This window comes from Brachyspira murdochii DSM 12563 (assembly GCF_000092845.1).
Classification (GTDB): Bacteria; Spirochaetota; Brachyspiria; order Brachyspirales; family Brachyspiraceae; genus Brachyspira; species Brachyspira murdochii.
In genome coordinates this window covers 2,248,156-2,271,945 of record NC_014150.1, presented here as the reverse complement: position 1 = coordinate 2,271,945, position 23,790 = coordinate 2,248,156, and the positions used below count along the sequence as shown (strand labels likewise).

The window sequence follows — 23,790 nt, the reverse complement described above, 5'->3', positions numbered from 1 at the left end:
TAACAGGAAAAATAGGTGAAGAAACTAATAATAATATTTATCTCTATAGTAGTATCTTCATGCAATTATAAATTGATTTCTCCATACTGCATATGTAATTTAAATAATGATGCAGTAAGCGTAAATTTACACAGCGTTGGAGCTGATTCTACTGAAGAGGAAATAAAATCTGTTTTTGGAAAATAATAAAAATGAAACAGGGAAAAATATATAATAATTACAGGACATATTGATAATAACTCATTAATCTTTGATAATATAAAAAAAGCTCTTCAAAATGAAAATAATATAATATTAGATTTATCAGGTTCATCTTTTGAAACTTCTTACACTTTTACATTGGAGGGAATTTCAGCATTAACTACAGTACTGCTTCCTCCAATTCAGCAAATAACCGCAGGCTTTTTTAAAGACTGTACATCTTTAGTTAATGTTAAAATACCTAGCAGTATAATAAAGATTAATGATAATAGTTTTGAAAACTGCACTTCTCTTAAAAATATTGAGTATTTAGGAACTTCTCCAAATGCTCTGACAGCTTCTCCTTTTACTTCAGTTTCTCCTACAGATTTATACCTTCCTAATGCCGCATCTAATCCAAATGATAATAGATGGGATAATTTTTTAGGTGTTTCTTGGACTTCAATACATTATGGAAATTCTATAACCTATTAAGAATTTTTTTTATTAATTATATACTCGTTTTACAACTATACCTTTTTTATTATGCCGAATAAAATGACTTCATTAAAGACAAAAATAAAAAAGCAACAAGCTTAATAATTTTTAATAAATAATTATTATAAAATAAGATTATCTTCATCTTTTTTACTTGAGAAATTTGATTTTATAGGTTCAAATGAATATCTATGCATATCACTAGCTCCGTACATCTCAATAGCTTTCATATGCTCTTTAGTACCGTAGCCTTTATTTTTAGCAACTTTATATTTCTGATAAACTTCTGGAAGTTCATTCATCATTCTGTCTCTTTCTACCTTAGCAACTATACTCGCACAGCCTATACTATATGATTTAAAATCACCTTTGGTTATAGAGCATTGCTTTATATCAATATCGAGTTTTACAGCATCTATAAGAAGTATATCAGGCTTTATATTTAAGTTTCTAACGGCATTAACCATAGCAAGTTTTGTAGCATTATAAATATTAATCTCATCTATAGTTTTAGCATCAACTGAATATACACTATAGCATAATGCTTTACTAATAATTTTATCATAAAGCTCTTCTCTTTTTTTAGCAGATATTTTTTTAGAGTCATCAGCCTCTTCTACTATATTTTCTCTTGCTACTTCAACATCATTATTAAGCTCCAAAGGCATTATAACAGCAGCAACCGTAACAGGTCCGAATAAACAGCCCCGCCCTACTTCATCTATACCGCATATATATTTATAACCTAATGATAAATATTCCTTTTCATAGGCAAATTTATCTATAATAGAGGAATTATATTTAGAGTCAAACATGTCCATAAAAATTAATCCCTCCTAAAAATATTATAATAGTTGATAAGCCAAAAATACTATTATGATAACAACAAATAAAGAAACAGATACTATAGCAACATTACCTATTTTTTTATTTACTTCTTTAATTTCTTTATTATTCTTCGACTGATTATCTTCTATTTTTTTAATTCTTTTATCATTTTTAGAACTCTCTTCATTAAGTCTATTTTCTATATAATTAACTAGCTTTTCATTTTGATTATTATTATAATTTACTCTGTTTAGTCCTTTGCTATAATCTTGTGCTTTATTAGATTCTAATTTTGCATTTACAGTATTTGCAAGCTCTTCATATTTTAAATAATTATTTTCTAATATTTCATTAATATTTTTAATGAATGCTTCATATCTGCTGTCTGTATCTTGATTTTCTCTATTAAAATATTTTTTCTGCTCATCAATACTAAGATTAAACCTATTATTCAAATCATCCGCAAGCTCTTCGTATTTTATATTATTTTTTTCTAAAATATCATTGATAGTTTTGATAAATGCATCATATTTGGTATTCTGGTCTTCTATATGAGTATTAATTTTATTATTTATATTCTCATAAGTTTGATGCATTTCTTCTTCAATATCTTTATGTCCTTTCCTTAAAGAGGATATTTCTTTAAAAGTTTTTAAGTTCTGTTCCAGCATTACAGTATTATAATTGGCATTATTTTTCTCTATTTTCTCTGTAATGCTTTCTTCTAACTCTTCTTTTAATTTAGAAATATTTTCTTTCTCTTCTTCAAAGTATTTTGATTGTTCTTCTTTACTACTTTCTATTTGATTAGATAAATCTTCTAATTTATTATTACTATATTCTTTTTGCTCTTCTAGTTTATTTCCTAAATTATTAATTAATTCATCATACTTACTATTATTTTCTGTTAAGCTGCTATTAATAATGTCTTCTAAATCTTTTTGGTTTTTTCTTAAACTAGAGATTTCTTTGAAAGTTTTTAAGTTCTGTTCCAGCATTACAGTATTATAATTGGCATTATTAGTATCTATCTTCTCTGTAATGCTTTCTTCTAATTCTTCTCTTAACTTAGAAATATTTTCTTTCTCTTCTTCAAAGTATTTTGTCTGTTCCTCTTTAGTGTTTTCTATTTGATTAGATAAATCTTCTAATTTATTTTTATTATACTCTTTTTCTTCTTCTAGCTTATTTCCTAAATTATTAATTAATTCATCATATTTACTGTTATTTTCTTTGATAGAACTTTCCAAATCTTTATAATTTTTTCTTAAACTAGAGATTTCTTTGAAAGTTTTTAAGTTCTGTTCCAGCATTACAGTATTATTGTTTGTATTATTTTTCTCTATTTTCTCTGTAATGCTTTCCTCTAATTCTTCTCTCAACTTAGAAATATTTTCTTTCTCTTCTTCAAAGTATTTTGATTGTTCCTCTTTAGTGTTTTCTATTTCTTTAGTTAAATCTTCTAACTTATTTTTATTATATTCTTTTTGCTCTTCTAGTTTATTTCCTAAATTATTAATTAATTCATCATATTTACTGTTATTTTCTTTGATAGAACTTTCCAAATCTTTATAATTTTTTCTTAAACTAGATATCTCTTTGAAAGTTTTTAAGTTCTGTTCCAGCATTACATTATTATAATTGGCATTATTAGTATCTATCTTCTCTGTAATGCTTTCTTCTAATTCTTCTCTTAACTTAGAAATATTTTCTTTCTCTTCTTCAAAGTATTTTGATTGTTCCTCTTTAGTGTTTTCTATTTCTTTAGTTAAATCTTCTAACTTATTTTTATTATACTCTTTTTCTTCTTCTAGTTTATTTCCTAAATTATTAATTAATTCATCATATTTACTGTTATTTTCTGTTAAGCTGCTATTAATAATGTCTTCTAAATCTTTTTGGCTTTTTCTTAAACTAGATATCTCTTTGAAAGTTTTTAAGTTCTGTTCCAGCATTACAGTATTATTGTTTGTATTATTTTTCTCTATTTTCTCTGTAATGCTTTCCTCTAATTCTTCTCTCAACTTAGAAATATTTTCTTTCTCTTCTTCAAAGTATTTTGTCTGTTCCTCTTTAGTGTTTTCTATTTCTTTAGTTAAATCTTCTAATTTATTTTTATTATACTCTTTTTCTTCTTCTAGCTTATTTCCTAAATTATTAATTAATTCATCATATTTATTGTTATTTTCTTTGATAGAACTTTCCAAATCTTCATGACTTTTTCTTAAAGATGATATCTCTTTGAAAGTTTTTAAGTTCTGTTCCAGCATTACACTATTATTGTTTGTATTATTTTTTTCGATTTTCTCTGTAATACTTTCTTCTAACTCTTCTCTTAATTTAGAGATATTTTCTTTTTCTTCTCCAAAGTATTTTGATTGTTCTTCTTTACTACTTTCTATTTCTTTAGTTAAATCTTCTAACTTATTTTTATTATATTCTTTTTCCTGCCATAGCTTAGAACTTAAATTATCTAATTCTTTTTTAGTTTCTTCTGCATAACTTTCAAATTTACTGTCTAAATTATTGATTAATTCATCATACTTACTATTATTTTCTGTTAAGCTGCTATTAATAATGTCTTCTAAATCTTTTTGGCTTTTTCTTAAACTAGAGATTTCTTTGAAAGTTTTTAAGTTCTGCTCTAACATTACATTATTATTATTTGTATTATTTTTTTCGATTTTCTCTGTAATGCTTTCTTCTAACTCTTCTCTTAACTTAGAAATATTTTCTTTTTCTTCTTCAAAGTATTTTGATTGTTCCTCTTTAGTGTTTTCTATTTCTTTAGTTAAATCTTCTAATTTATTATTACTATATTCTTTTTGCTCTTCTAGTTTAGAACTCAAGCTATCTAATTCTTTTTTAGCTTCTTCTATACCATTATCAAATTTACTGCCTAAATTATTAATTAATTCATCATACTTACTATTATTTTCTTTGATAGAACTTTCTAATTCTTTTTGTATTTTTCTTAAGCTTGAAAATTCTTTAAAAGTTTTTAAGTTCTGCTCTAACATTACATTATTATTATTTGTATTATTTTTTTCGATTTTCTCTGTAATGCTTTCTTCTAACTCTTCTCTTAACTTAGAAATATTTTCTTTTTCTTCTTCAAAGTATTTTGATTGTTCCTCTTTAGTGTTCTCTATTTGATTAGATAAATCTTCTAATTTGCTTTTATTAGACTCTTGCTGCTTTTCTAATTTGTTTCCTAAATTATTAATCAATTCATCATACTTATTGTTATTTTCTTTAATAGCTTCATTTATGTTATCAGAAAGAGAATCTTCTAAATCCTTCTGATTTTTTCTTAAAGATGATATTTCTTTAAAAGTCTTTAGATTCTGTTCTAGCATTATACTGTTATATACAGAATTGTTTTTATCTATCTTTTCTTCAATATTTTCTAATAGTTCATCTTGAAGTTTTAAAATGCTTTCTTTTTCTTTTAAATTTTCAGATATTTCATTTAAAGATTTATCTCCGCTTTCTAAATTTAAATTATCATTTATCATGTCATTATTTGAAGCCATTAAAAATTCCTTGTTCTTAATTATTATAGTTATAATATACTAAAAAATAAAAAAATTAAACACTATAATAAAATATCGTCATTGTAAGTCTTATAATTTATTTTGAACAAAAAAATATTGTTGATATAATTTTATTTATGATTTATATATATTATAAATTTAATAATATAATCAGAGGTTTTAATATTGGCTAAAGTACTTGGACAAACAACGCCTTTAAAAATAATGGCTGGAATATATAAAAGCGGAAGACTTCATCATGCTTATCTTTTCTACGGAGATGAGGGGGTTGGCAAATTTGAAAGTGCTTTGAATTATGCTAAGGCTATACTATGCGAGAGAGGAAACGGAACATATTGCGATGAATGTAAATCCTGCAAAATGATAGATCAATATAAACATCCAGACGTTATAGTAGCAGCTACAGATGAAAGATTTAGAAATGCTGAAATATATTTTAATCAGTATTTGGAATATAAACTGCCTCATTTATTTAATAATTTTTACTCAGCCTGCAGGTCTATACTTTATAAAGTAGAAACTATGCTTTTTGATAGTTACGATAATTACCCGTCAAGCGAACCAAAAGAATATATGCTTGGAAGTAAAAAAGAAAGTTCAAGATATGCCTTAATAGAACCTTATTATTTAGCTGTAAATTACACATTAAACGAACTAAATGCCGATAACGCCGATTTTATAGATTCAATATTTAGAAATAAATCAAAAGAAGCCTTGAATATAGCTAAAAATAAAGGCGGAAAGAAAAAATTATCAATAGAAGGCGATTTTTTTGACGCTTTAAAAAAAATATATTATAACATCATTCATACTGTAATACCTCTTGATACAGTAAGAAATATTATAGAGATAACTTACAGAAAGCCGAGAATATCAAGTAAAAGAATTGTTATCATAGAAGGTATAGAACTAATGGATAAGAGGGCTCCGAATATATTTTTACGCACATTAGAAGAGCCTTCAGACAATAATATATTTATTCTAATAACTTCTGATGCTAATAAACTGGTTCAGGACGGTATGAAACCTCTCAGATCCCGTATGATGGAATTAAAATTTTCTTCTTTATCAGAAAATACTTTAAGATCTATATTAATGAAGAGATTGAGGCTCAATGAGGAAAAAACAGTCCTCGCACTGGAAAATTCTTACGGAAGTGTAGCTAAGGCTATAAAATATGTACTTGACAAAAAATCAAATACAAGCGATAATATATACAAAGTATTGTTATCTTTTATGGACGCTTCTCTAAATAACAATCCTTCTCAAATAGCCTCCCTTACAACTCTTCTAAGCGACGGCGATTATGAGATAGCTGATGCCTTTAGAGAAATGATTAACATTCTGAAAAAATCCTTAGAAGATAAATATCTTGAAATAGAAGATAGAAATTATATATTTCCAAGCTCTGTTTCAGATGAAAGTATTGTATGGACTATTGATGAATTGGATTCTGCAGTCAATACTCTAACTAATACAAATACTCAACCTAAAATGCTGCTCTATAAAAGTTTAAGCAGTATTTACACTTGGTTACACAATTATAATAAAAACATATAGGAGTTATACATGAAAAAACTATTTCTTGTATTAAGCGTAATGATTCTAGCGTTAAGTCCAGTATACGCTCAGGATGAAACTACAGATCCTGCTGCAGCAGAACAAACTACTGAAACAGCTGCTGCTGGAGAAAATCAAGAATCATCAGAAGTAAATACCGTAGAAGAAATAACACCTTTTGCCCCTTCTTTTACTGATTTGAGAAACACTGATGATGCTACTCTTGATAAAGAATACAATCTTCTTCAAACTAACCTTACTAAAATAAAAGAAGATTATCTTTTCAGAATACTTTACAAAGCTAATAAAATATTAGAAAATTATACTAATGTTAATTTTACTGATACTAATCAAATGTTCTATAATGCTGTATATTATTATGATTTAGTTGCTAACCCTATAGCTAGTGATAATAATGTTGATTTAGCTCTTTCTGAATTAGATAAATCTTTCAGACTTTATAATGAAATCAAACCTATCTATGAAATACTTGGAAAAACTAATGAATTAATACAGGCAGATTATGAATTGAATCTTTATGCTGGTATTTTCAACCTATTTAAAGGAAGTGCAGGATACTACGCTAAAAGCAGATATTATTTAATGAATGCTTTATATAATGAAAGTTCTTCTAAAAATGATACTACTAACTTAATTATGTTAAACACTTATTTAGCCGGAGTTAATTACAATTTAGCTACTATCAATCAAAACAGCGATGTAAGTAAAGTTTATTTCTTAAATGAAATGTTTAATAACCTTTGGGATTTAACTACTTTAAAAACAGCTGATGAAAATATAAAAACAGCTAAATATAAATTATTAATCACTAAATACCATAAAATATTATACACTACTTCAGATAGATTTAGAACTACATATTCTAAATATTATGATGAATTAGGTTTTACTTATGGTCAAACTGAAGATGAAATATTAGGCAGAGATGTCAGACCAGTTTACAGAGATTATGAGAATGAAGCTGCTGACCCAACTGCTGCTGAAACAACAGACAATACTGCTGCTGAAACAACAGAAACAGCTAATTAATTTTTAATTAGTTATACTAATATCAAAGGCATGCCATTAAATTGGTATGCCTTTATTTTATTAATAGTAATAAGTATTAATAAGCTATAAATATTATTTAATAAATACTTGACATTAATTTAAAATAGGTTTATTATTATACTAATAAAAAATGAAGGAGTAAAAATATATGTTTGAATTAATGAAATTACCTTATGCTAAAGAAGACTTAGCACCATATATGTCTTCAAATACATTGGATTTCCACCATGGAAAGCACTTAAATACTTATGTAACAACTCTTAATGATTTAGTATCTAAAGATTCTTCATTACAAGGAAAAAGCATTGAAGAATTAATCACTCTATCATACAATAATGCTGACAAACAAGCAGTATTTAATAATGCCGGTCAGGTTTATAATCATGAAGAGTTCTTCAAAATGATAAAAAAAGATGCTGCAATACCTGCTGAAGTAAAATCAAAAATAGAAGCAGATTTCGGTTCTTTTGATGCTTTTAAAGAAGCATTCACTACAGGAGGAAAAACTCAATTCGGTTCAGGTTGGGTTTGGCTTGTTATGAATAATGGTAAATTAGAAGTGAGAAAATATGCTAATGCTATGAACCCAGTTGCTGATAAAGTACATGGTGTTTTAACTTGCGATGTTTGGGAACATGCTTATTATCTTGATTATCAAAACAGAAGACCAGACTTCTTAACTACTTTTGTTGATCATTTGGTAAATTGGGATTATGTAGCAGAAAGAATTAAATCAGCTAAATAATTTTATTAATTTTATATAATTTTGTTTAATTAAAAAAGGAGAATTGAAATGAATTTAAAAGGTACAAAAACAGAAAAAAACTTAAATGAAGCTTTTGCCGGCGAATCTATGGCTAGAAACAAATATACTTATTTTGCAAGTGTAGCAAGAAATGAAGGTTATGAACAAATCGCTGCTATTTTCCTTGAAACAGCTGAAAATGAAAGAGAGCATGCTAAAATACACTTCAAATATCTTAACGGTATAGGCGATACTCTTCAAAACTTACAATCAGCTTGGGAAGGTGAAAATGAAGAATACGAAAATATGTACCCAAGAATGGCTAAAGAAGCTACTGAAGAAGGTTTTGATGAAATAGCTCGTTCTATGAAATTAATAGGTGATGTTGAAAAAGAACACAGAGAAAGATATGCTAAATTAAGAGAAGCTGTAAAAAATGGAAGCGTTTTCAAAAAAGCTACTAAAGTTCAATGGAAATGCAGAAACTGCGGTTTTATAGTTGAAAGCGAAGAAGCTCCAGAACTTTGCCCTGTTTGTAAACATGCTAAAAAATTCTTTGAAGTACGCGTTGAAAACTTTTAATTAATAACGGACTTTTAATATTATCAGGGGGTATAAAAACCCCCTTTTTATATATTAGCATCAACAACAAAAGAATAAAATATATCAAATATTACAGGATCAATTTTTACTTCTCTTTCTAAATAATTTTCTTTTATACAGATTAAAATATCATTATAATTTGAATAATCATTTTTTGAATATAATATATTATCAAATAGATTAACTATCTCCAAAATTTTTGAAGGAAAATACGATAAAGAAGTTAATTTTAAACTATCAGTATAATCAAAACTAACAATATAGTAAGGCTTAAAGAATGGTTTTGTATTTATTATAGTATTGTAATAGTTCAAAAATATACCATATCCATATCCGTAATACTCATTATGAAGTCCCACTATCAATGAAACATCGTCATTATATTTTAAAAAATGTTTTAAGTATGAGTAACATCTCATAGAATTATATTCATCTAATATATCAAAATTTATTATATTATGCCAAAATGCTGCTAAAGAAATATTAATCATCTCATTGAATAAAATCTCTCTCAAACCGTATTTATAAACATGTTCTAATTTTGATATATTTTTATTAATATGAAATCTTTTTAATATACTTCTATAATATCCTGAATATCTTCTTTTGAAATTATTTTTTATATCTATAACTATATTTTGGTTTATACTGTCATTATAATATTTTATAAACTTTATAATAGTAAAAAATACTCTATTACTATGTGATATAACATCATTATTTTTTAATATAGAAATACTATTAAAATTAATATCTTCATTTTTTATATTTTTTAAATATCTTACTATAACTTTTAAAGAATAATCAATAATATCTTTTGAATATCTTAATCTGTTTGTAAATGATAAATCTTTCACTTTTTCACTATCAGTATATTGCCTCAAATGCATTCTAGCAGCTAAAGAAAGTTTAATTAATATATCTCCAATACTTTTTATATCTTGCTTAGAGGCATTATGTATATTCTTTTCTAATTTTTTTATGTCATTTACTGCTGAAGCAAGCATATTATTTACAGAAGTATTATCCTCTTTCAAGTAATTATCATATATAGAAAATAAATCATTATTTTTATAAGTTATAGTCATTTTTACCCTCCCAAAAGGCTTAGTAAATTTTCTTTACACTTATAATATAATATATTTTCATCTTTTTGTAAATATATTTTACTTAAAAAATTAATAAATACAAATATTTTTTACAAAAATCATATAATAAATAAACATTTACTACATATATACCGTCATAAGAAAAAATCTTTATTAATACATAAAAAATAATTGCAATTAAAGCATTTTTATTATAAAATAGTTTATTAAAATATCTATTTATTCAAATTCATATCTAAAATAATTAAAGAGGAAAAAACTTATGTCCATAAAGATGAGAGAAGCATTAACATTCGATGACGTATTATTAGTACCGCAAGAATCTGATATCTTACCCAAAGATGTTTCATTAAGAAGAAAATTAACAAACAAAATAACATTAAATACTCCTTTGATAAGTTCACCTATGGATACTGTAACAGAATCTAAAATGGCAATAGCAATGGCATTATGCGGTGCATTAGGTGTTATACATAAAAACATGTCCCTTGAACAGCAGGCAAAAGAAGTAGAAATGGTTAAAAATTTCAAAGATATAGAAGATAAAGAAAAAGCAAGCCTTTCTGCTGACGGATCTTTAATTGCAGCAGCAGCCATCGGTATATCAGAAGACAGATATGAGAGAATAGAAAAACTGATAGAAGCTAAAGTTGATTTAATAGTTATAGATACAGCACATGGACATTCAAAAAATGTACTTACAGCTATAAAAGAAATAAAAGATAAATACAAACAAGTAGAAGTAATAGCAGGTAATATCGCCACAGCAGACGGAGCTAAAGCATTAATTGATGCAGGAGTAGATGCTATAAAAATAGGTATAGGAGCAGGATCAATATGTACTACAAGAATAATAGCTGGTGTAGGTGTTCCTCAGCTTACAGCTATATATGACGCTTCTGAAGTTGCTAAAAAGAATAATGTAGGATCTATTGCCGACGGAGGAATAAAATACTCTGGAGATATAGTAAAAGCATTTGCTATAGGTGCTGATGCTGTTATGGCTGGAGGTTTATTTTCATCTACTTATGAAGCTCCGGGAGATGTTATTATAATAGATGGTAAAAAATATAAACCTTACAGAGGAATGGGTTCTGTAGGTGCTATGATACATGGAAGCAAAGACAGATATTTCCAAAGTGAAGTAGTTAGCAAATCAAAATTTGTACCTGAAGGCATTGAAGGTGTTACTGAATATAAAGGACATGTTGCTGATGTTATATATCAAATAGTAGGAGGAATACGCTCTGGAATGGGGTATATCGGTGCTAAAGATATAAAAACACTTCAGGAAAAAGCTGAGTTTATAAGAATCACTAATCAGGGTTTAGCAGAAAGTCATGTTCATGATGTAAAAATCACTTCAAAAGCTCCTAACTATTAAAATTAATTATTTCTTCAATATTAAAAATTATAAAAAATCAATGATATCTTTTGGTATTATTGATTTTTTTTATATATTTTTTCAATTATAGTATTGACAAAACATATAAAAATGTTAGAATATACTAACAAAAGTTAGAAGACTTGAAAATTACCGTAGTCAGCAACTTTGTATCCCTTAATTGATACATTATATTTTATAACCTTCATTTAATTAAACTGTTGCCCCCATTATAATATGGGGGTATTTTTTATTATAAAAATATTTTTTAATAATTTTTAGTATATACCTAAACAAATATATTTTGTTAAAAAATAAATTTGTTAAATTTAAAATATTTGCAGGGTTTTTGACATTACAAACTCCCAGTTCTTTTCTATTTGCAGCACATGCGATTGTTAGGTATGACGCAGAACATAAATAAGCAGACTCGCTCTGAACAAGAAACAAGATTTTGATGCGTAAAAAAGCTGCATATTTATATAATAAAATAATAGTTTATACAACATGTAAAACATTATTTTTATATAGAATCTTATCAAGTGCTTTTTAATTAAATATATTGCTGTTAATAAAAATTGTTTGCTAATTAAGCGTCTCATTTGGTGAACTTACAAGATGCTCACAACTTTTATTATTCAGCACCTAATTCCTTTAATTTTTCTATAGCATCATCTTCATCAGCATAATACAAAACTCCGTCTCCGTCTTCATCGGTACTATTTATATCAAAACCTAAATCTCTAACTAAATATTCAAATACTTCTGTATTATTATTCAAAGCAGCCATATGAAGACCATTTGCATCATACATATTTTTAGAGTTTACAACATCAGGATCAGCCTGCACAAGCATTTTTATTACATCAACATTTCCAGTACCGCAAGCCCATAAAAACGAATTCCAGCCGTCATCATCTTTTACATAAGGGTCTGCCCCATTGTCAAGAAGATATTTCATTATACCTAAATCTCTGTAGAATACGGCAAATATCAAAGGCGTAGCACCATTAGCAGCATAACTATCATTCATAAAATCGCTGTATATACTGTCATCTCCATAATAGGACTCATCAATATCTTCACCTTCTTCTATCAATTCCATTACTCTCTTTAAACTATGATTTTCTATAGCCTCAAATATATCATAGTCTTCGCTGTATTCCCCTTCCTCTCTGTTGGCATAGGATAAGGCAGAGTTCATATTAACAAATTTGCCCTGTATCTTTACAACATTAGTATAAGTTTTATGATAAATATTATCTGGATTACTTACATACACAGAATTATTGCTTATACTTACACTAACCTCTTCTTTTTTCTTGCATGATATAATAAAAATAATTGATAATAAAGAAATTAACAATATATTTTTTAAAACTTTTATTCTTTTCATAAACACCGCCGTATATTAATTAATAATTTACGAAACATTATACAATAAAAACAAATTATTTTCTATAAAAAATTAAAAAATCTCGCTTCAAGGCTCTAGCAATAGACATTGCTAGACGCTCGATTTTTTAATACATTCATCTTGAAACGCTCACTATTTTTATTGATTATTAATAAAAATTGCTTCATTAAAAATTAAAAAATCTCGCTTCAAGGCTCGCTCGATTTTTTAATATATTAATCTTAAATATATACTGTAACGATTTAATTTTGTCAACTGAGGCAATTTATATAGAATTATTAACTTTTTTGTGCTTCAAAAAAAGTTAATAAATACGCAATTGGTAGAACTTTATATTTTATATATACGTATTAGATGTAGCGTATATCCTAAATTTAGTCTAAAAAATGCAGTCTTTTTGGTTCTTTGTGTCAACAAAAGAACTGGGGGTGTGGGGGCTAGTCCCCACAAATAATAAATTTAAAAAATTAATTTTGACAAATTGTATTTGTTTAGGCATATTTATGAAATGCTCTCAATTTTTTATTGATTATTAATAAAAATTGCCTAATTAAAAAATCTCAATTTAAGGCTCTAGCTATTTTATAGTTTATTCATTTTTAAAATATATTAATGTATTACACAATTTATATTATTTGGCACCAAGTTCTTTTAATTTTTTTATTGCCTCGTCTTTTTCAGCATAATACAAAACTCCAGTACCGTCCTCATCTGTACTGTTTATATCAATACCTAAATCCCTAACTAAATATTCAAATACCTCTGTATTATTATTTAAAGCAGCCATATGAAGTCCGTTTTCATCATAGACATGTTTAGAATTAACTAAATCAGGATAAAACTTTACAATCATTTTTATTACATCAACATTTCCAACAGCACAAGCCCATAAAAAGGCTTCCCAATTGTAAGGGTAATCATCTTTAGTATAAGGATCAGCACCTTTATCAAGCAAATATTTCATTATACCCAAATCTCTATAAAATATAGCAAACATTAAAGGAGTAGCTCCGTCAAGATAATAATAATCATTGAAAAAATCGCTATATTTTCTCTCACCGCTATAAGTTTGATTTATATCTTCACCTTCTCCTATTAATTCCATTACTCTTTTTAAGCTATGATTTTCTATAGCCTCAAATATATCATACTCCTCGCTGTATTCTCATTCTTCTCTATTAGCATATGAGAGAGAAGAGTTCATATTAACAAATTTACCCTGTATCTTAACAACATTAGTGTAAGTTTTATGATAAATATTATCTGGACTGCTTACATACATAGAATTATTGCTTATACTAGCCTCCTCTTTTTTCTTGCATGATATAATTAAAATAATTGATAATAAAGAAATTAACAATATAGTTTTTAACACTTTTATTTTTTTCATAAACACTGCCGTATGGTAATTAATATAATTTGATATATTATAGCATAATGATGAAAGAATTTAAAATAAAAAATACCACCCATAAAATAAATAATGAATGGTATTTAATTTTTTATATACAAAATAAATTATATAGCCTCAGAACCGCCTATAATATCAAGAAGCTCATTCGTAATATGTTCCTGTCTTGCCCTGTTTGCTTTATTTTTCAAATCAGTAATTAATCTCTCAGCATTATCAGTAGCATTTCTCATAGCAATAGAGCGTTCAGCATTCTCTGATAAAAATGAACTTGTAAGCATAAAATAGAAATATGTTTTTATAGCCATAGGCACAATCTCTTTTAATACATCTTCTATATTAGGCTCTATCACATAATCAAGTTTTTTCTTAATTTTATGACCTTCAATATCCTCTTCATCTGGTATCATAGGTATTAAACTTTTTATTTTAGGTATATGTACCACCCTTGTATAATATCTAGTATATATTACCTCAACTCTTGAAGTATTATCCACTGCATATTCATGCATGAAACGCTGAACAACTGTAGCACAATCATCAAAAGTAGATTCCTCATCTATACGCGGATATTTTCTGGCTATTGGTATCCCCTGCTTTTCAAAGTATGCCTCACCCTTTTTACCAAGTACATGAAGCTGAACCTCTCTGCCATGTCTATGATGGTGTCTTATCCTCTCCATAGCCTCATCAAAAATTTTAGTATTATAAGAACCGCATAAACCTCTGCTTGAAGTTACAACAAAAAGTATTATATTTGTTATCTTCTTTTTAGGAGCAAGAAGAGGATGAATATGATCCATATCAGAATGCGAAAGATCTTCTACTATTCTGTTGAGTTTTTGAGTAAAAGGACGCATACCCTGCTCTACTGTAAGTATTTTAGCAGTTCTTGAACGTGCTATCATATCCATAGTTTTAGTTATTTTATGTGTGCTTGTTACAGCTTTAATTCTTGCTTTTAATACATTAAGTTTCTCTGCCATAATAAAAACTCCAAATTATTAGAATTTTTTAACTTTCTAAATCTTTATATAATCTATCAATTATATCATTATCAATATTTTCATCAAATTTACGGGCAAATAAATTATCTTTTATGTTTTCTTTTATACCTTCATAATCTTTCATCTTCAAATTAATAGGAGTACCTACCCCCCATATTAAATAACGAAGACAATTATCTACACATTTATCTTTAAAACTGCTATTTAATAATATTGACTGAAAAAAAAACTCATCGCTTCCCCAAGTATAATTAAATCTTTTTAAGTATTCAGGATTTTTTTCTACATATTCAAGTATATATTTAATAGCATCATGATTTAAATTCCACCACTGAGAACCATAATATATATTTTCAGGTGTTTTCCTCTTTATAAAAGGAATATTAGATATAGCTTCTCTAAATTTTCTGCCTAATAATTTTCTATATAGTTTGCCAAAATTATAAGCATTAAGCCTAAAAGACATTTCTTTGTATATACCTTCGTTGTCTCTTATACTTATATAAGATATAAATTGCTTATCATTATTATCTTCAAAAAAATTAATAATTTCCTTATTAGTTTTTAAAGGAATATCCTGACCGCTTATAAAAATATATCTGTCATAATTATTTTTAAATGCCTCTTTCAATAAAAAAAGAGTAGCATCTACTAAACTAACATCTCCATGATAAGTTGCAATTTTTTTATAAATATTGACATTATCAAAACTTTTTAAGTTCAATTTGCTTCTTTTATCAATATGCACATAAATATCAAAATCCTTTTTAAGATGATTAATTAATCTTAATAATTGATTATGATTTTTATGTGCTAATATTAAAAAACAAATTTTACTCATACATTAGAACTTAGACTTAAACTCTTCTATAACTTTATAAAGACCGTCCATATCTTCTATATCTTTTTTCTCTCTAATATTATCAAGTACACTAGGCTTATCAGCTTTAATATACTGCAATAATCTCCATTCAAACTCATGAACTCTGTCAACTTCAATATTGTCCAAGAAACCTTTAGTAGCTGCAAATATAACAACAACCTGTTCTTCAAAAGGTATAGGACTATATTGTTTCTGCTTTAATAATTCAACCATTTTAGCACCTCTGTCTAACTGTGCCAAAGTAGCCTTATCAAGTCCAATACCAAGCTGAGAGAAAGCCTCCAAAGATCTATAAGAAGCAAGGTCAAGCCTTAAAGTACCAGCAACCTTTTTCATAGCTTTAGTCTGAGCATTACCGCCTACACGAGAAACCGATATACCAACATCTATAGCAGGACGCACACCGCTCATAAATAAACTAGTAAGCAAATATATCTGCCCGTCAGTAATAGAAATAACGTTAGTAGGAATATAAGCTGATACCTCATTATCCTGAGTTTCTATTATAGGAAGTGCTGTTAAAGAACCTCCTCCTAATTCATCGCTGAGTTTAGCTGCTCTTTCAAGAAGTCTTGAATGCAAATAGAAAACATCTCCGGGGAAAGCCTCTCTTCCCGGAGGTCTTCTAAGAAGTAATGATATCTGTCTGTATGCATTAGCCTGTTTAGTTAAGTCATCATATATAATTAATGTGTCTTTTTTCTGCTCATACATGAAGTATTCTGCCATAGCACAGCCTGCATAAGGAGCTATATAAAGAAGCGGAGCAGAATCAGCTGCAGTAGCCGCAACTACTATAGTATAGTCTAATGCCCCATGCTGTCTTAATGTATCAACAACACCAGCAACGGTAGAAGCCTTTTGCCCTATTGCTACATATACACATATTACCCCAGTGCCTTTTTGATTAATTATAGCATCTAAAGCAATAGAAGTTTTACCAGTACCTCTGTCTCCAATAATAAGCTGTCTTTGACCTCTTCCTACAGGAGTCATAGAGTCAATAGCTTTAATACCAGTCTGAAGCGGCTGTTTTACTGCCTGCCTGTCAGCAATACCCGGAGCTGGAAACTCTATTACTCTTCTTTTATCAGTAGCAACTTCACCATGTCCGTCTATAGGTACACCCAAAGGATTAACAACTCTTCCTAAAAGAGCCTCGCCTACCGGAACTTCTAATATTCTTTTAAGTCTGCTTACTTTACTTCCCTCTTTAATGCCGTAATAATCTCCCAAAACTATAGCACCAATAGTTTCTTCTTCCAAGTTAAAAGCAAGTCCAACCGCACCGCTTTCAAAAAGTATCATTTCATTAGCCATAACATGCGGAAGTCCGATTACTCTTGCAATACCGTCTCCTACTTCTACAACTACTCCTACTTCATTCGGAGTAAAATCAGCTTTATAATTCTTAATCTCTTCTTTAAGAACCGCTGCAATTTCACTAGCTTTTATATTCATAATCAATTCCCCAAATGTAAAATATAATCAATTATCATTAGAAATAGAAGTTTTTAATCCTTTAAGTACTCTTCTTATACTATAATCATAAACAATATCTTCTATTTCTATCACAACACCGCCTATAATATTTTCATCTGTATGAAATATAAAATGAACATCTCTGTTCTTAATCATATTTCTAATACATTCTTTTAATTTTTCTATATCCTCTATATTATTATTTATACCAGATGCTGTTGTAATTTTAACCACTGCTATATTATAATATTCATTACATAGGTTTTCATACTCTACTATGACAGCAAATAAAGTATGAAGTAAATCTCTTTCTATTAAAATAGCAATAAGATTAAAAGTCTCTTCTGATATTTTACCTGCATATACTTTTTTTAATATACTCATTCTCAAATTGCCATCTATAAAACTAGATTTAAAAAAATCAAATATATCTTTATCAACAAGCAAAGACGAATAAACAATATCCAAATCACTTTTAATCACTTCTATTTTTCCAGCATCAGAAGCTACATCAAACATTGCCTTAGCATAATTTTTAGCATTAGATTCATTTTTTGTTATACGTGTGAATCTGCTAACTTTTTCTTTTGTGCTTTCTTTCAGCACCTCTTTTTTTAAATCTTTTAAAATGCTGTCAGCAATGGACTCCATAAGCATAATCTCCTACAATATTTAAGATTAATTAATTAATTACCGCGTGTAAATTTACTTTGCAATAAATCTATCTGATTTTTTATACTATAATCATAAACTGTAGAACCAATATATACTATTATACCGCCTATAATACTCTCATCAATCTCTGTTTCATAAGATATTTCATTACTGGAAAAACATTTTACTGTATTAATAATATCTTCTATTGTTTTATCATCAATAGAAGAAGCTGTAATAATACGAACTCTTACTATATTATTATAATCGTCTACTATATCTTTATATAAATTCACTATATCAGGCAGTACCTCTATGCTGTCATGTTCTGCCAATATAGAAACAAAAGCATAAGTTTCTTTAGAAAGCAAAGGTTTTAATCTTTTATCTATTAATTCTTTTTTGTCTTTCTTAGAAATAAATTTATTAAAAAAATAATTCTTTATATCAATATCCTGAAATAATTTAGAACATTCTGTAAGTTCATTATATATTTCTCTTATCATTCCAAGCTCTCTAGCTATGTCAAATATGGCATTAGCTGTTGGCTTTAGTATTTCTAATTTTTCACTTTCTCTCATGATATCACTTCCTAAACACTTATGCTTTTTATAAGTTTATTATTTATTGTTTTCTTTTCCCGCATTATTAATAAACTCATTAATTATAGCCTGATTATCTTCTTTATTGATATTTCTTTTAAGAATAGTTTCCGCCATAACAACAGCAATATCAAGTGCCTGTTTTTTCACACTATTCATAGCCTCTTCTTTAGATCTGTCTATTTCAGACATAATTTTGTTTTTATTAACTTCCGCTTCTTCTCTGGCATTATTGATAATTTTGTCTCTAATTCTATTCGCCTCCACTCTTGCATTTTCTATAATAGAACTTGCTTCAGCTTTAGCATTATCAATCTGCTCTCTGTATGCTGCCAAAGATTTTTTAGCATTTTCTCTAGTTTTTTCTGCTTCTTCCAAATCTTCCTGTATTTTATCAGCACGGGCATTCAAGCCTTTCAAAATTATTTTCCAAGTAGAAGCACCTAATATAGCAAGAACTAGTAAAAACGTGATCCAAGTCCAAATAATAATACCGGGATCTATTTTTAAAAGTGCCATACATATACCTCCAAATATTTTTATTTAATTATTTTGTGAATAATGCAAGAATACAAATAACTAAAGCAAATAAACCTACACCTTCTATCAAAGCTGCCGCTATAAGCATTGCTGTCTGTATTTTTCCAGAAACTTCAGGCTGTCTTGCTATGCCCTCAACTGCTCTAGAACCTATAAATCCTATTCCTAATCCTACTCCTATAGCTGCAAGTCCTGCTCCAATTGCTGCTCCTAATATAGAAAGTTCCATTTTTTTATTCTCCTTTTTATCATAAAATTATAATTATTTAAATTAAAATTATTTATTATTAATGCTCATCACTAATAGCAATTCCAATATAAACTGCTGATAATAATGAGAATATATAAGCTTGTAAAACCGCTACAAACATCTCAAGTACATATATAAATGCCAAAAATAATACGGCAAAAGGTGAAACAAGTAAAGTTCCAGACATAATAATCAAGTACGGTATTACTATCATCATTATGTGTCCGCCTGTAATATTTGCAAAAAGACGTATAGCAAGAGCAAAAGCCCTGTTAAATAATGTAATAACCTCTAATACCCATATTATAGGTATAAGCGGTATAGGAAGCCCTTTAGGTACTAACGAAGTCCAATATCTTATTATACCTTTCTTTCTAATACCTGCAAAAATATAAACTATAAATACAATTACTGCTATAGAAGCCGTAAAACCTATATTTGCCCCAAGTCCGCCTGCTATATATGAATGACCTCCGTTTTCTGTAGGAAACTTAATAGATGCTGGTATAAGCCCCAATATATTTGAAAATAGTACAAATAAAAAAACTGTCAGACAAAAAGGAACATATTTCTTGCCTTCCTCACCTAATGCAGCCCCTATTACATCTTTATTCATATAGTCAATTAAACCTTCTAATATGCTTTGTAAGTAGGTGGGTCTTCTGAAAGGTCTTTTTAACTTATGTGCCAAATATTTCATGCTTAAAACAGATAAAATACCTGCTAAAGTTATTAATATAATATGCTTTGTTATCTTGAAATCGAAATTAATATAATGACCTAATCTTATAGGAATAGTATAAAACGGATATTCTGTATTATCTGTTATCTCTTCCATTATATAGTCATTAATACTTTCAGCCCCATATACTATATCAGATGTGAATATAGCTGCAACAATAAATGTTAATACAAAAATTTTCTTTAAAAAAATTACTTCTTTAATCATAATAAACAATTACTACCCTTAAACTTAAGAAAATTTCTTTGATTCAATTAAAAAATAAAAATAATTTCAAATAATTGTATAACTATTAAATAAAAAATCAACTATTATTACTTATTTTTATTTTTTAATCAAAATAAAAAAATCAAAATTTATCCATAGCTTCAGTTTCACTTGTAAATATTGGGAAAAAACTTGTTATTTTTGTAAGCTCAAATACCTTTTTAACAGGTTCTGTAACTTTTACAAAACATATTTTACCATTTACTTTCTTAAAAGCACCAAGTGCTGAAATAAATACACCTATACCGCTGCTGTCTATATAATAAACATCTTCCATATCTATTATTATTTTTTTAGCTCCCAACTCTATTTGAGAAAATATAACATCTTTCAAGTCCGATGAAGTATACACATCTATATCTCCATCTAATTTTAGTACAGCTGTATTATTTTCAAGTTCTTTAACAGAAACTTCCATAAAAAACTCCATTTAATTCTCTTAAACTTCTGATGTGTTAATATTAACCTAAATAATATTTTTTACAATAGTTAATTATAAATATTTTTATTATGTATAAAATGTATAATTATACCGGTGCATAAATAGTATGATATCAATTTATACAAAAATTTTGTAAAATTTATTATACAATATCTATTGACAATAAAAAATAATTGTAATAATATTGTTTCTAAAATAAAAATGACACTAGTATCATTTTTATTTTTCATATTGAATTTAAAATTAAGAGGTGAACGCCAAAATAAAACAATGCCTAAAGTAAATCAAGAATATTTTGAAAACAAAAGAAAGATAATATTAGAAGCAGCCATGAAAGTTTTTCTGAAAAAGCCTGCTTATAGTGTTACAATGAAAGATATTATTAAAGAATCAGAGTTAAGTCAAGGAGGGGTTTACAAATATTATTCAAATATAGATGATATTGTTATTTCATTGCTTAATAGTAAGAAAACGAATATAAATCCTAAAAATATAATAGAAAAATATAATGATGAACCTGAAAAAGTTATATTTGAATTATTTGAATACTTCAAGAAGTTTTTTTTCATTACAGCAAGCGAATTTGGTAAAATAATGTTTGAACTTCAGCCGATTTTTTTTAATGATAAAAAAAGATTTGAAAAACTTAAAAAAAGTATAAATAAAGATGTTAATTTGTATTTTTGGCTTACTGAATTATTTTTATTTATAGATAAGAAGATAGAAGAGAAATATTTTGTACCAATAGCTGAATATAATGATATTTATATGCAGATAATAGTAACCATAGCAGGGATAGGAACTGAATTAATATTGACTAAATATTATGATTTTGACAGGAAATTATATTATTATAGAGATAATACAGAGCAAAACAGGAGTTTGGAGATTAATTTGAATAATTTAATTAATAATTTGTGTAAAACTGTATTATATTTACTTGGAAGCAAATACAGTTTTGAAAATTTAAAAAAATCAGAAGGGTAACTTACGGATATTTAGATTAAGGAGTGCTAATGAAAATCAAAATAGAACTTACAATATTTTTATTAATGTTTTTTACTGTGAATATGTTATATTCTCAGACCAATACATTAACTTATGCGGCATATATGGAAACTATAAGAGATCAGATTCCTGAATTAAAAATAAATGCTGTTACTGAAACTAATGCTGAAATGAATCTTCTTAGTGCCAAAAGTTCTGGAGATGTTAATTTATCTGCTCAGCTTGGTGCTGTAGGAAAATACGGAAGTTTATCAAGCGGAAGCACTGCTTCAACAACAGCAGGTCCTACAGTAGAAGCGGCTGGAATACAGGCTGGAATTGGTGTGGGATCATTAATACCATACAGCGGAACTACTTGGTCTGTTAATTTAACTCATAGTTCTTTTTTGGGAGGGAAATTATACCCTGATGGTGTTAATTCGGTAGATTTTAATAATTATCTTCCTTCGCTAACAATAGAAGTTACTCAGCCTCTTTTGAGAAATTTTTTCGGTAAATTGGACAGATACCCTATTAAAGATGCTGAATATGCTCTTGCTATAGCAAAACTTCAAAGAAAATTAGATGATGCGAGTGTTATAGTATCATATCAGAAAATTTATTATCAATGGATAATGTATGAAAAACTTCTTGCATACTACAGAAGCATGTATATTACTGCGAAAAGATTTGAAAATCAGATGAGAGACAGATATAACAACGGACTTATAGATAATGACTCCTATCAGAATGCCAGAACTCAGACTATGGTATACAGCGACTACTATGCTCAAAATCAGGTTTATTTAGATAGTCTTTTAGCTACTGTAAGTTTCTTTATGCCGGTAACTAACATAAAACCAGATCACACTACTTGGGACGCTTATTTAGATTTGGGAAGCAATATGCAGATGGAAAGTGTACCATTCGCAGACAGTGTAAACGGACAAATTGCATATCAGTCAAAGATAAGAGCAGAATATACACTTGAAGTTATGAAAAATGGAACTTTGCCTAATTTAGACTTAGTAGGAAGTGTAAGTTTAAATGGACTTAGTCCAAACAGCGACGGATATTTTAAGTCTTTCGGCAGTATGACAAATGTTGACTTCTTTGCAGGAGTTCAGTTCTCATACCCTATAGGAAACAGAGCAAATAAAGCACAGTATCAAATGGCTGAAAACTCTTTATATGGAATTATAGCTCAGTATGATCAATTGGAAAAAGATTTTAATACGCAGCTGCAAACATATATTTCAAGATTTAATGCTTATAAAAATTTAATAGCAAGCAAGCAAATGCAGATAAGAGCCATTAATTCAAGAATAGCAACTCAGCTTCAAAAATTAGACCAAGGACGTTTGGAAATTGATGATTTGCTTACATCAAGATTGGATTTAGTTGCAACGCAGACAGAACTTTTGAATCTTCAGTATGAGTTTATAACGACAATATTTGATTATAGGGCTCTGCTTGCAATTGATTATGAATAAAAAATATTTTTAGCAATTTTCATAAGGATTTAGAGGAATATATATAAAATCATTTGGAGGCTGATTCTCAATTGCCTC

The 23,790-nt window shown here is 27.6% G+C and carries 22 protein-coding genes and 1 pseudogene; 9 read left to right on the top strand and 14 right to left on the bottom strand.

Features of this window, described 5'->3' with window-relative positions:
* Positions 1 to 15 precede the first annotated feature (15 nt).
* Together BMUR_RS15020 and BMUR_RS15015 are read left to right on the top strand one after the other, a co-directional pair.
* Entirely contained in the window at positions 16 to 186 is a 171-nt protein-coding gene (locus BMUR_RS15020) for a hypothetical protein (RefSeq protein WP_013114443.1), read from the top strand.
* A 153-nt stretch (positions 187 to 339) separates the two neighbouring features.
* Positions 340 to 675 carry a leucine-rich repeat protein gene (locus BMUR_RS15015; RefSeq protein ID WP_013114442.1) on the top strand — a complete coding sequence of 112 codons (336 nt, stop codon included), beginning with the start codon at positions 340 to 342 and terminating at the stop codon, positions 673 to 675.
* Between the two features lie 125 nt (positions 676 to 800).
* On the opposite strand, the gene BMUR_RS10000 is transcribed toward BMUR_RS15015, so the two are convergent.
* Positions 801 to 1,499 (bottom strand): ribonuclease HII, encoded by a 699-nt coding sequence (locus BMUR_RS10000; RefSeq protein ID WP_013114441.1) that lies wholly within the window; start codon positions 1,497 to 1,499, stop codon positions 801 to 803.
* A gap of 24 nt (positions 1,500 to 1,523) precedes the next feature.
* Positions 1,524 to 5,042, bottom strand: a complete 3,519-nt coding sequence (locus BMUR_RS09995) for a hypothetical protein (RefSeq protein ID WP_013114440.1) — start codon at positions 5,040 to 5,042, stop codon at positions 1,524 to 1,526.
* Between the two features lie 186 nt (positions 5,043 to 5,228).
* Here BMUR_RS09995 and BMUR_RS09990 point away from each other — a divergent pair, with 186 nt between their 5' ends.
* The 4 genes from BMUR_RS09990 to rbr all read left to right on the top strand — a co-directional run bounded on the left by BMUR_RS09990 (position 5,229) and on the right by rbr (position 9,021).
* Positions 5,229 to 6,623: a DNA polymerase III subunit delta' gene (locus BMUR_RS09990; protein WP_013114439.1), complete on the top strand. Its 1,395-nt coding sequence runs from the start codon at positions 5,229 to 5,231 to the stop codon at positions 6,621 to 6,623.
* A 9-nt stretch (positions 6,624 to 6,632) separates the two neighbouring features.
* Positions 6,633 to 7,673 (top strand): hypothetical protein, encoded by a 1,041-nt coding sequence (locus tag BMUR_RS09985; protein ID WP_013114438.1) that lies wholly within the window; start codon positions 6,633 to 6,635, stop codon positions 7,671 to 7,673.
* A 169-nt stretch (positions 7,674 to 7,842) separates the two neighbouring features.
* Positions 7,843 to 8,439, top strand: a complete 597-nt coding sequence (locus BMUR_RS09980; RefSeq protein ID WP_013114437.1) for a superoxide dismutase — start codon at positions 7,843 to 7,845, stop codon at positions 8,437 to 8,439.
* 48 nt (positions 8,440 to 8,487) lie between these two features.
* A complete protein-coding gene (gene rbr, locus BMUR_RS09975) occupies positions 8,488 to 9,021 on the top strand; it encodes a rubrerythrin (protein ID WP_013114436.1) in 534 nt (177 codons plus the stop codon).
* Positions 9,022 to 9,068: 47 nt separating this feature from the next.
* Here the strand turns inward: rbr and BMUR_RS09970 are convergent, their stop codons facing one another.
* Positions 9,069 to 10,130, bottom strand: coding sequence for a hypothetical protein (locus tag BMUR_RS09970; RefSeq protein ID WP_013114435.1), 1,062 nt, complete (start codon positions 10,128 to 10,130; stop codon positions 9,069 to 9,071).
* A 283-nt stretch (positions 10,131 to 10,413) separates the two neighbouring features.
* Here BMUR_RS09970 and guaB point away from each other — a divergent pair, with 283 nt between their 5' ends.
* A complete protein-coding gene (gene guaB, locus BMUR_RS09965; RefSeq protein ID WP_013114434.1) occupies positions 10,414 to 11,535 on the top strand; it encodes an IMP dehydrogenase in 1,122 nt (373 codons plus the stop codon).
* 634 nt (positions 11,536 to 12,169) lie between these two features.
* On the opposite strand, the gene BMUR_RS09960 is transcribed toward guaB, so the two are convergent.
* From BMUR_RS09960 to BMUR_RS09910, 11 genes and pseudogenes are all read right to left on the bottom strand, one after another.
* Positions 12,170 to 12,931, bottom strand: a complete 762-nt coding sequence (locus BMUR_RS09960) for an ankyrin repeat domain-containing protein (protein ID WP_013114433.1) — start codon at positions 12,929 to 12,931, stop codon at positions 12,170 to 12,172.
* 652 nt (positions 12,932 to 13,583) lie between these two features.
* Positions 13,584 to 14,342 (bottom strand): annotated as a pseudogene (locus BMUR_RS09955) (ankyrin repeat domain-containing protein).
* A gap of 128 nt (positions 14,343 to 14,470) precedes the next feature.
* Positions 14,471 to 15,349 (bottom strand): ATP synthase F1 subunit gamma, encoded by an 879-nt coding sequence (atpG, locus tag BMUR_RS09950; protein ID WP_013114430.1) that lies wholly within the window; start codon positions 15,347 to 15,349, stop codon positions 14,471 to 14,473.
* A 28-nt stretch (positions 15,350 to 15,377) separates the two neighbouring features.
* Positions 15,378 to 16,211 carry a beta-1,6-N-acetylglucosaminyltransferase gene (locus tag BMUR_RS09945; RefSeq protein WP_013114429.1) on the bottom strand — a complete coding sequence of 278 codons (834 nt, stop codon included), beginning with the start codon at positions 16,209 to 16,211 and terminating at the stop codon, positions 15,378 to 15,380.
* 3 nt (positions 16,212 to 16,214) lie between these two features.
* Positions 16,215 to 17,714: a F0F1 ATP synthase subunit alpha gene (gene atpA, locus BMUR_RS09940; RefSeq protein WP_013114428.1), complete on the bottom strand. Its 1,500-nt coding sequence runs from the start codon at positions 17,712 to 17,714 to the stop codon at positions 16,215 to 16,217.
* A gap of 27 nt (positions 17,715 to 17,741) precedes the next feature.
* Positions 17,742 to 18,386: an ATP synthase F1 subunit delta gene (gene atpH / locus BMUR_RS09935; protein WP_013114427.1), complete on the bottom strand. Its 645-nt coding sequence runs from the start codon at positions 18,384 to 18,386 to the stop codon at positions 17,742 to 17,744.
* A gap of 35 nt (positions 18,387 to 18,421) precedes the next feature.
* A complete protein-coding gene (atpH, locus tag BMUR_RS09930) occupies positions 18,422 to 18,970 on the bottom strand; it encodes an ATP synthase F1 subunit delta (protein ID WP_013114426.1) in 549 nt (182 codons plus the stop codon).
* A gap of 39 nt (positions 18,971 to 19,009) precedes the next feature.
* Positions 19,010 to 19,510, bottom strand: a complete 501-nt coding sequence (gene atpF / locus BMUR_RS09925) for a F0F1 ATP synthase subunit B (protein WP_013114425.1) — start codon at positions 19,508 to 19,510, stop codon at positions 19,010 to 19,012.
* Between the two features lie 28 nt (positions 19,511 to 19,538).
* On the bottom strand, positions 19,539 to 19,760 hold the full coding sequence (atpE, locus tag BMUR_RS09920) for an ATP synthase F0 subunit C (protein ID WP_008723511.1): 222 nt from the start codon (positions 19,758 to 19,760) through the stop codon (positions 19,539 to 19,541).
* A gap of 58 nt (positions 19,761 to 19,818) precedes the next feature.
* Positions 19,819 to 20,730, bottom strand: coding sequence for a F0F1 ATP synthase subunit A (gene atpB / locus BMUR_RS09915; RefSeq protein ID WP_013114424.1), 912 nt, complete (start codon positions 20,728 to 20,730; stop codon positions 19,819 to 19,821).
* A gap of 142 nt (positions 20,731 to 20,872) precedes the next feature.
* Positions 20,873 to 21,208, bottom strand: coding sequence for an STAS domain-containing protein (locus BMUR_RS09910; protein WP_013114423.1), 336 nt, complete (start codon positions 21,206 to 21,208; stop codon positions 20,873 to 20,875).
* A gap of 294 nt (positions 21,209 to 21,502) precedes the next feature.
* Between BMUR_RS09910 and BMUR_RS09905 the strand changes: the two genes are divergently transcribed.
* Together BMUR_RS09905 and BMUR_RS09900 are read left to right on the top strand one after the other, a co-directional pair.
* A complete protein-coding gene (locus BMUR_RS09905) occupies positions 21,503 to 22,219 on the top strand; it encodes a TetR/AcrR family transcriptional regulator (RefSeq protein WP_041750008.1) in 717 nt (238 codons plus the stop codon).
* A gap of 29 nt (positions 22,220 to 22,248) precedes the next feature.
* A complete protein-coding gene (locus tag BMUR_RS09900) occupies positions 22,249 to 23,712 on the top strand; it encodes a TolC family protein (protein ID WP_013114421.1) in 1,464 nt (487 codons plus the stop codon).
* Positions 23,713 to 23,790 lie beyond the last annotated feature (78 nt).

Excerpts from the sequence above, each read along its gene's own strand:
- BMUR_RS10000 (WP_013114441.1), bottom strand. The coding sequence starts at position 1,499 with ATGGACATGTTTGACTCTAAATATAATTCCTCTATTATAGATAAATTT.
- BMUR_RS09995 (WP_013114440.1), bottom strand. The coding sequence starts at position 5,042 with ATGGCTTCAAATAATGACATGATAAATGATAATTTAAATTTAGAAAGC.
- BMUR_RS09985 (WP_013114438.1), top strand. The coding sequence starts at position 6,633 with ATGAAAAAACTATTTCTTGTATTAAGCGTAATGATTCTAGCGTTAAGT.
- BMUR_RS09980 (WP_013114437.1), top strand. The coding sequence starts at position 7,843 with ATGTTTGAATTAATGAAATTACCTTATGCTAAAGAAGACTTAGCACCA.
- rbr (WP_013114436.1), top strand. The coding sequence starts at position 8,488 with ATGAATTTAAAAGGTACAAAAACAGAAAAAAACTTAAATGAAGCTTTT.
- BMUR_RS09970 (WP_013114435.1), bottom strand. The coding sequence starts at position 10,130 with ATGACTATAACTTATAAAAATAATGATTTATTTTCTATATATGATAAT.
- guaB (WP_013114434.1), top strand. The coding sequence starts at position 10,414 with ATGTCCATAAAGATGAGAGAAGCATTAACATTCGATGACGTATTATTA.
- BMUR_RS09960 (WP_013114433.1), bottom strand. The coding sequence starts at position 12,931 with ATGAAAAGAATAAAAGTTTTAAAAAATATATTGTTAATTTCTTTATTA.
- atpG (WP_013114430.1), bottom strand. The coding sequence starts at position 15,349 with ATGGCAGAGAAACTTAATGTATTAAAAGCAAGAATTAAAGCTGTAACA.
- BMUR_RS09945 (WP_013114429.1), bottom strand. The coding sequence starts at position 16,211 with ATGAGTAAAATTTGTTTTTTAATATTAGCACATAAAAATCATAATCAA.
- atpA (WP_013114428.1), bottom strand. The coding sequence starts at position 17,714 with ATGAATATAAAAGCTAGTGAAATTGCAGCGGTTCTTAAAGAAGAGATT.
- atpH (WP_013114427.1), bottom strand. The coding sequence starts at position 18,386 with ATGGAGTCCATTGCTGACAGCATTTTAAAAGATTTAAAAAAAGAGGTG.
- atpH (WP_013114426.1), bottom strand. The coding sequence starts at position 18,970 with ATGAGAGAAAGTGAAAAATTAGAAATACTAAAGCCAACAGCTAATGCC.
- atpF (WP_013114425.1), bottom strand. The coding sequence starts at position 19,510 with ATGGCACTTTTAAAAATAGATCCCGGTATTATTATTTGGACTTGGATC.
- atpE (WP_008723511.1), bottom strand. The coding sequence starts at position 19,760 with ATGGAACTTTCTATATTAGGAGCAGCAATTGGAGCAGGACTTGCAGCT.
- atpB (WP_013114424.1), bottom strand. The coding sequence starts at position 20,730 with ATGATTAAAGAAGTAATTTTTTTAAAGAAAATTTTTGTATTAACATTT.
- BMUR_RS09910 (WP_013114423.1), bottom strand. The coding sequence starts at position 21,208 with ATGGAAGTTTCTGTTAAAGAACTTGAAAATAATACAGCTGTACTAAAA.
- BMUR_RS09905 (WP_041750008.1), top strand. The coding sequence starts at position 21,503 with ATGCCTAAAGTAAATCAAGAATATTTTGAAAACAAAAGAAAGATAATA.
- BMUR_RS09900 (WP_013114421.1), top strand. The coding sequence starts at position 22,249 with ATGAAAATCAAAATAGAACTTACAATATTTTTATTAATGTTTTTTACT.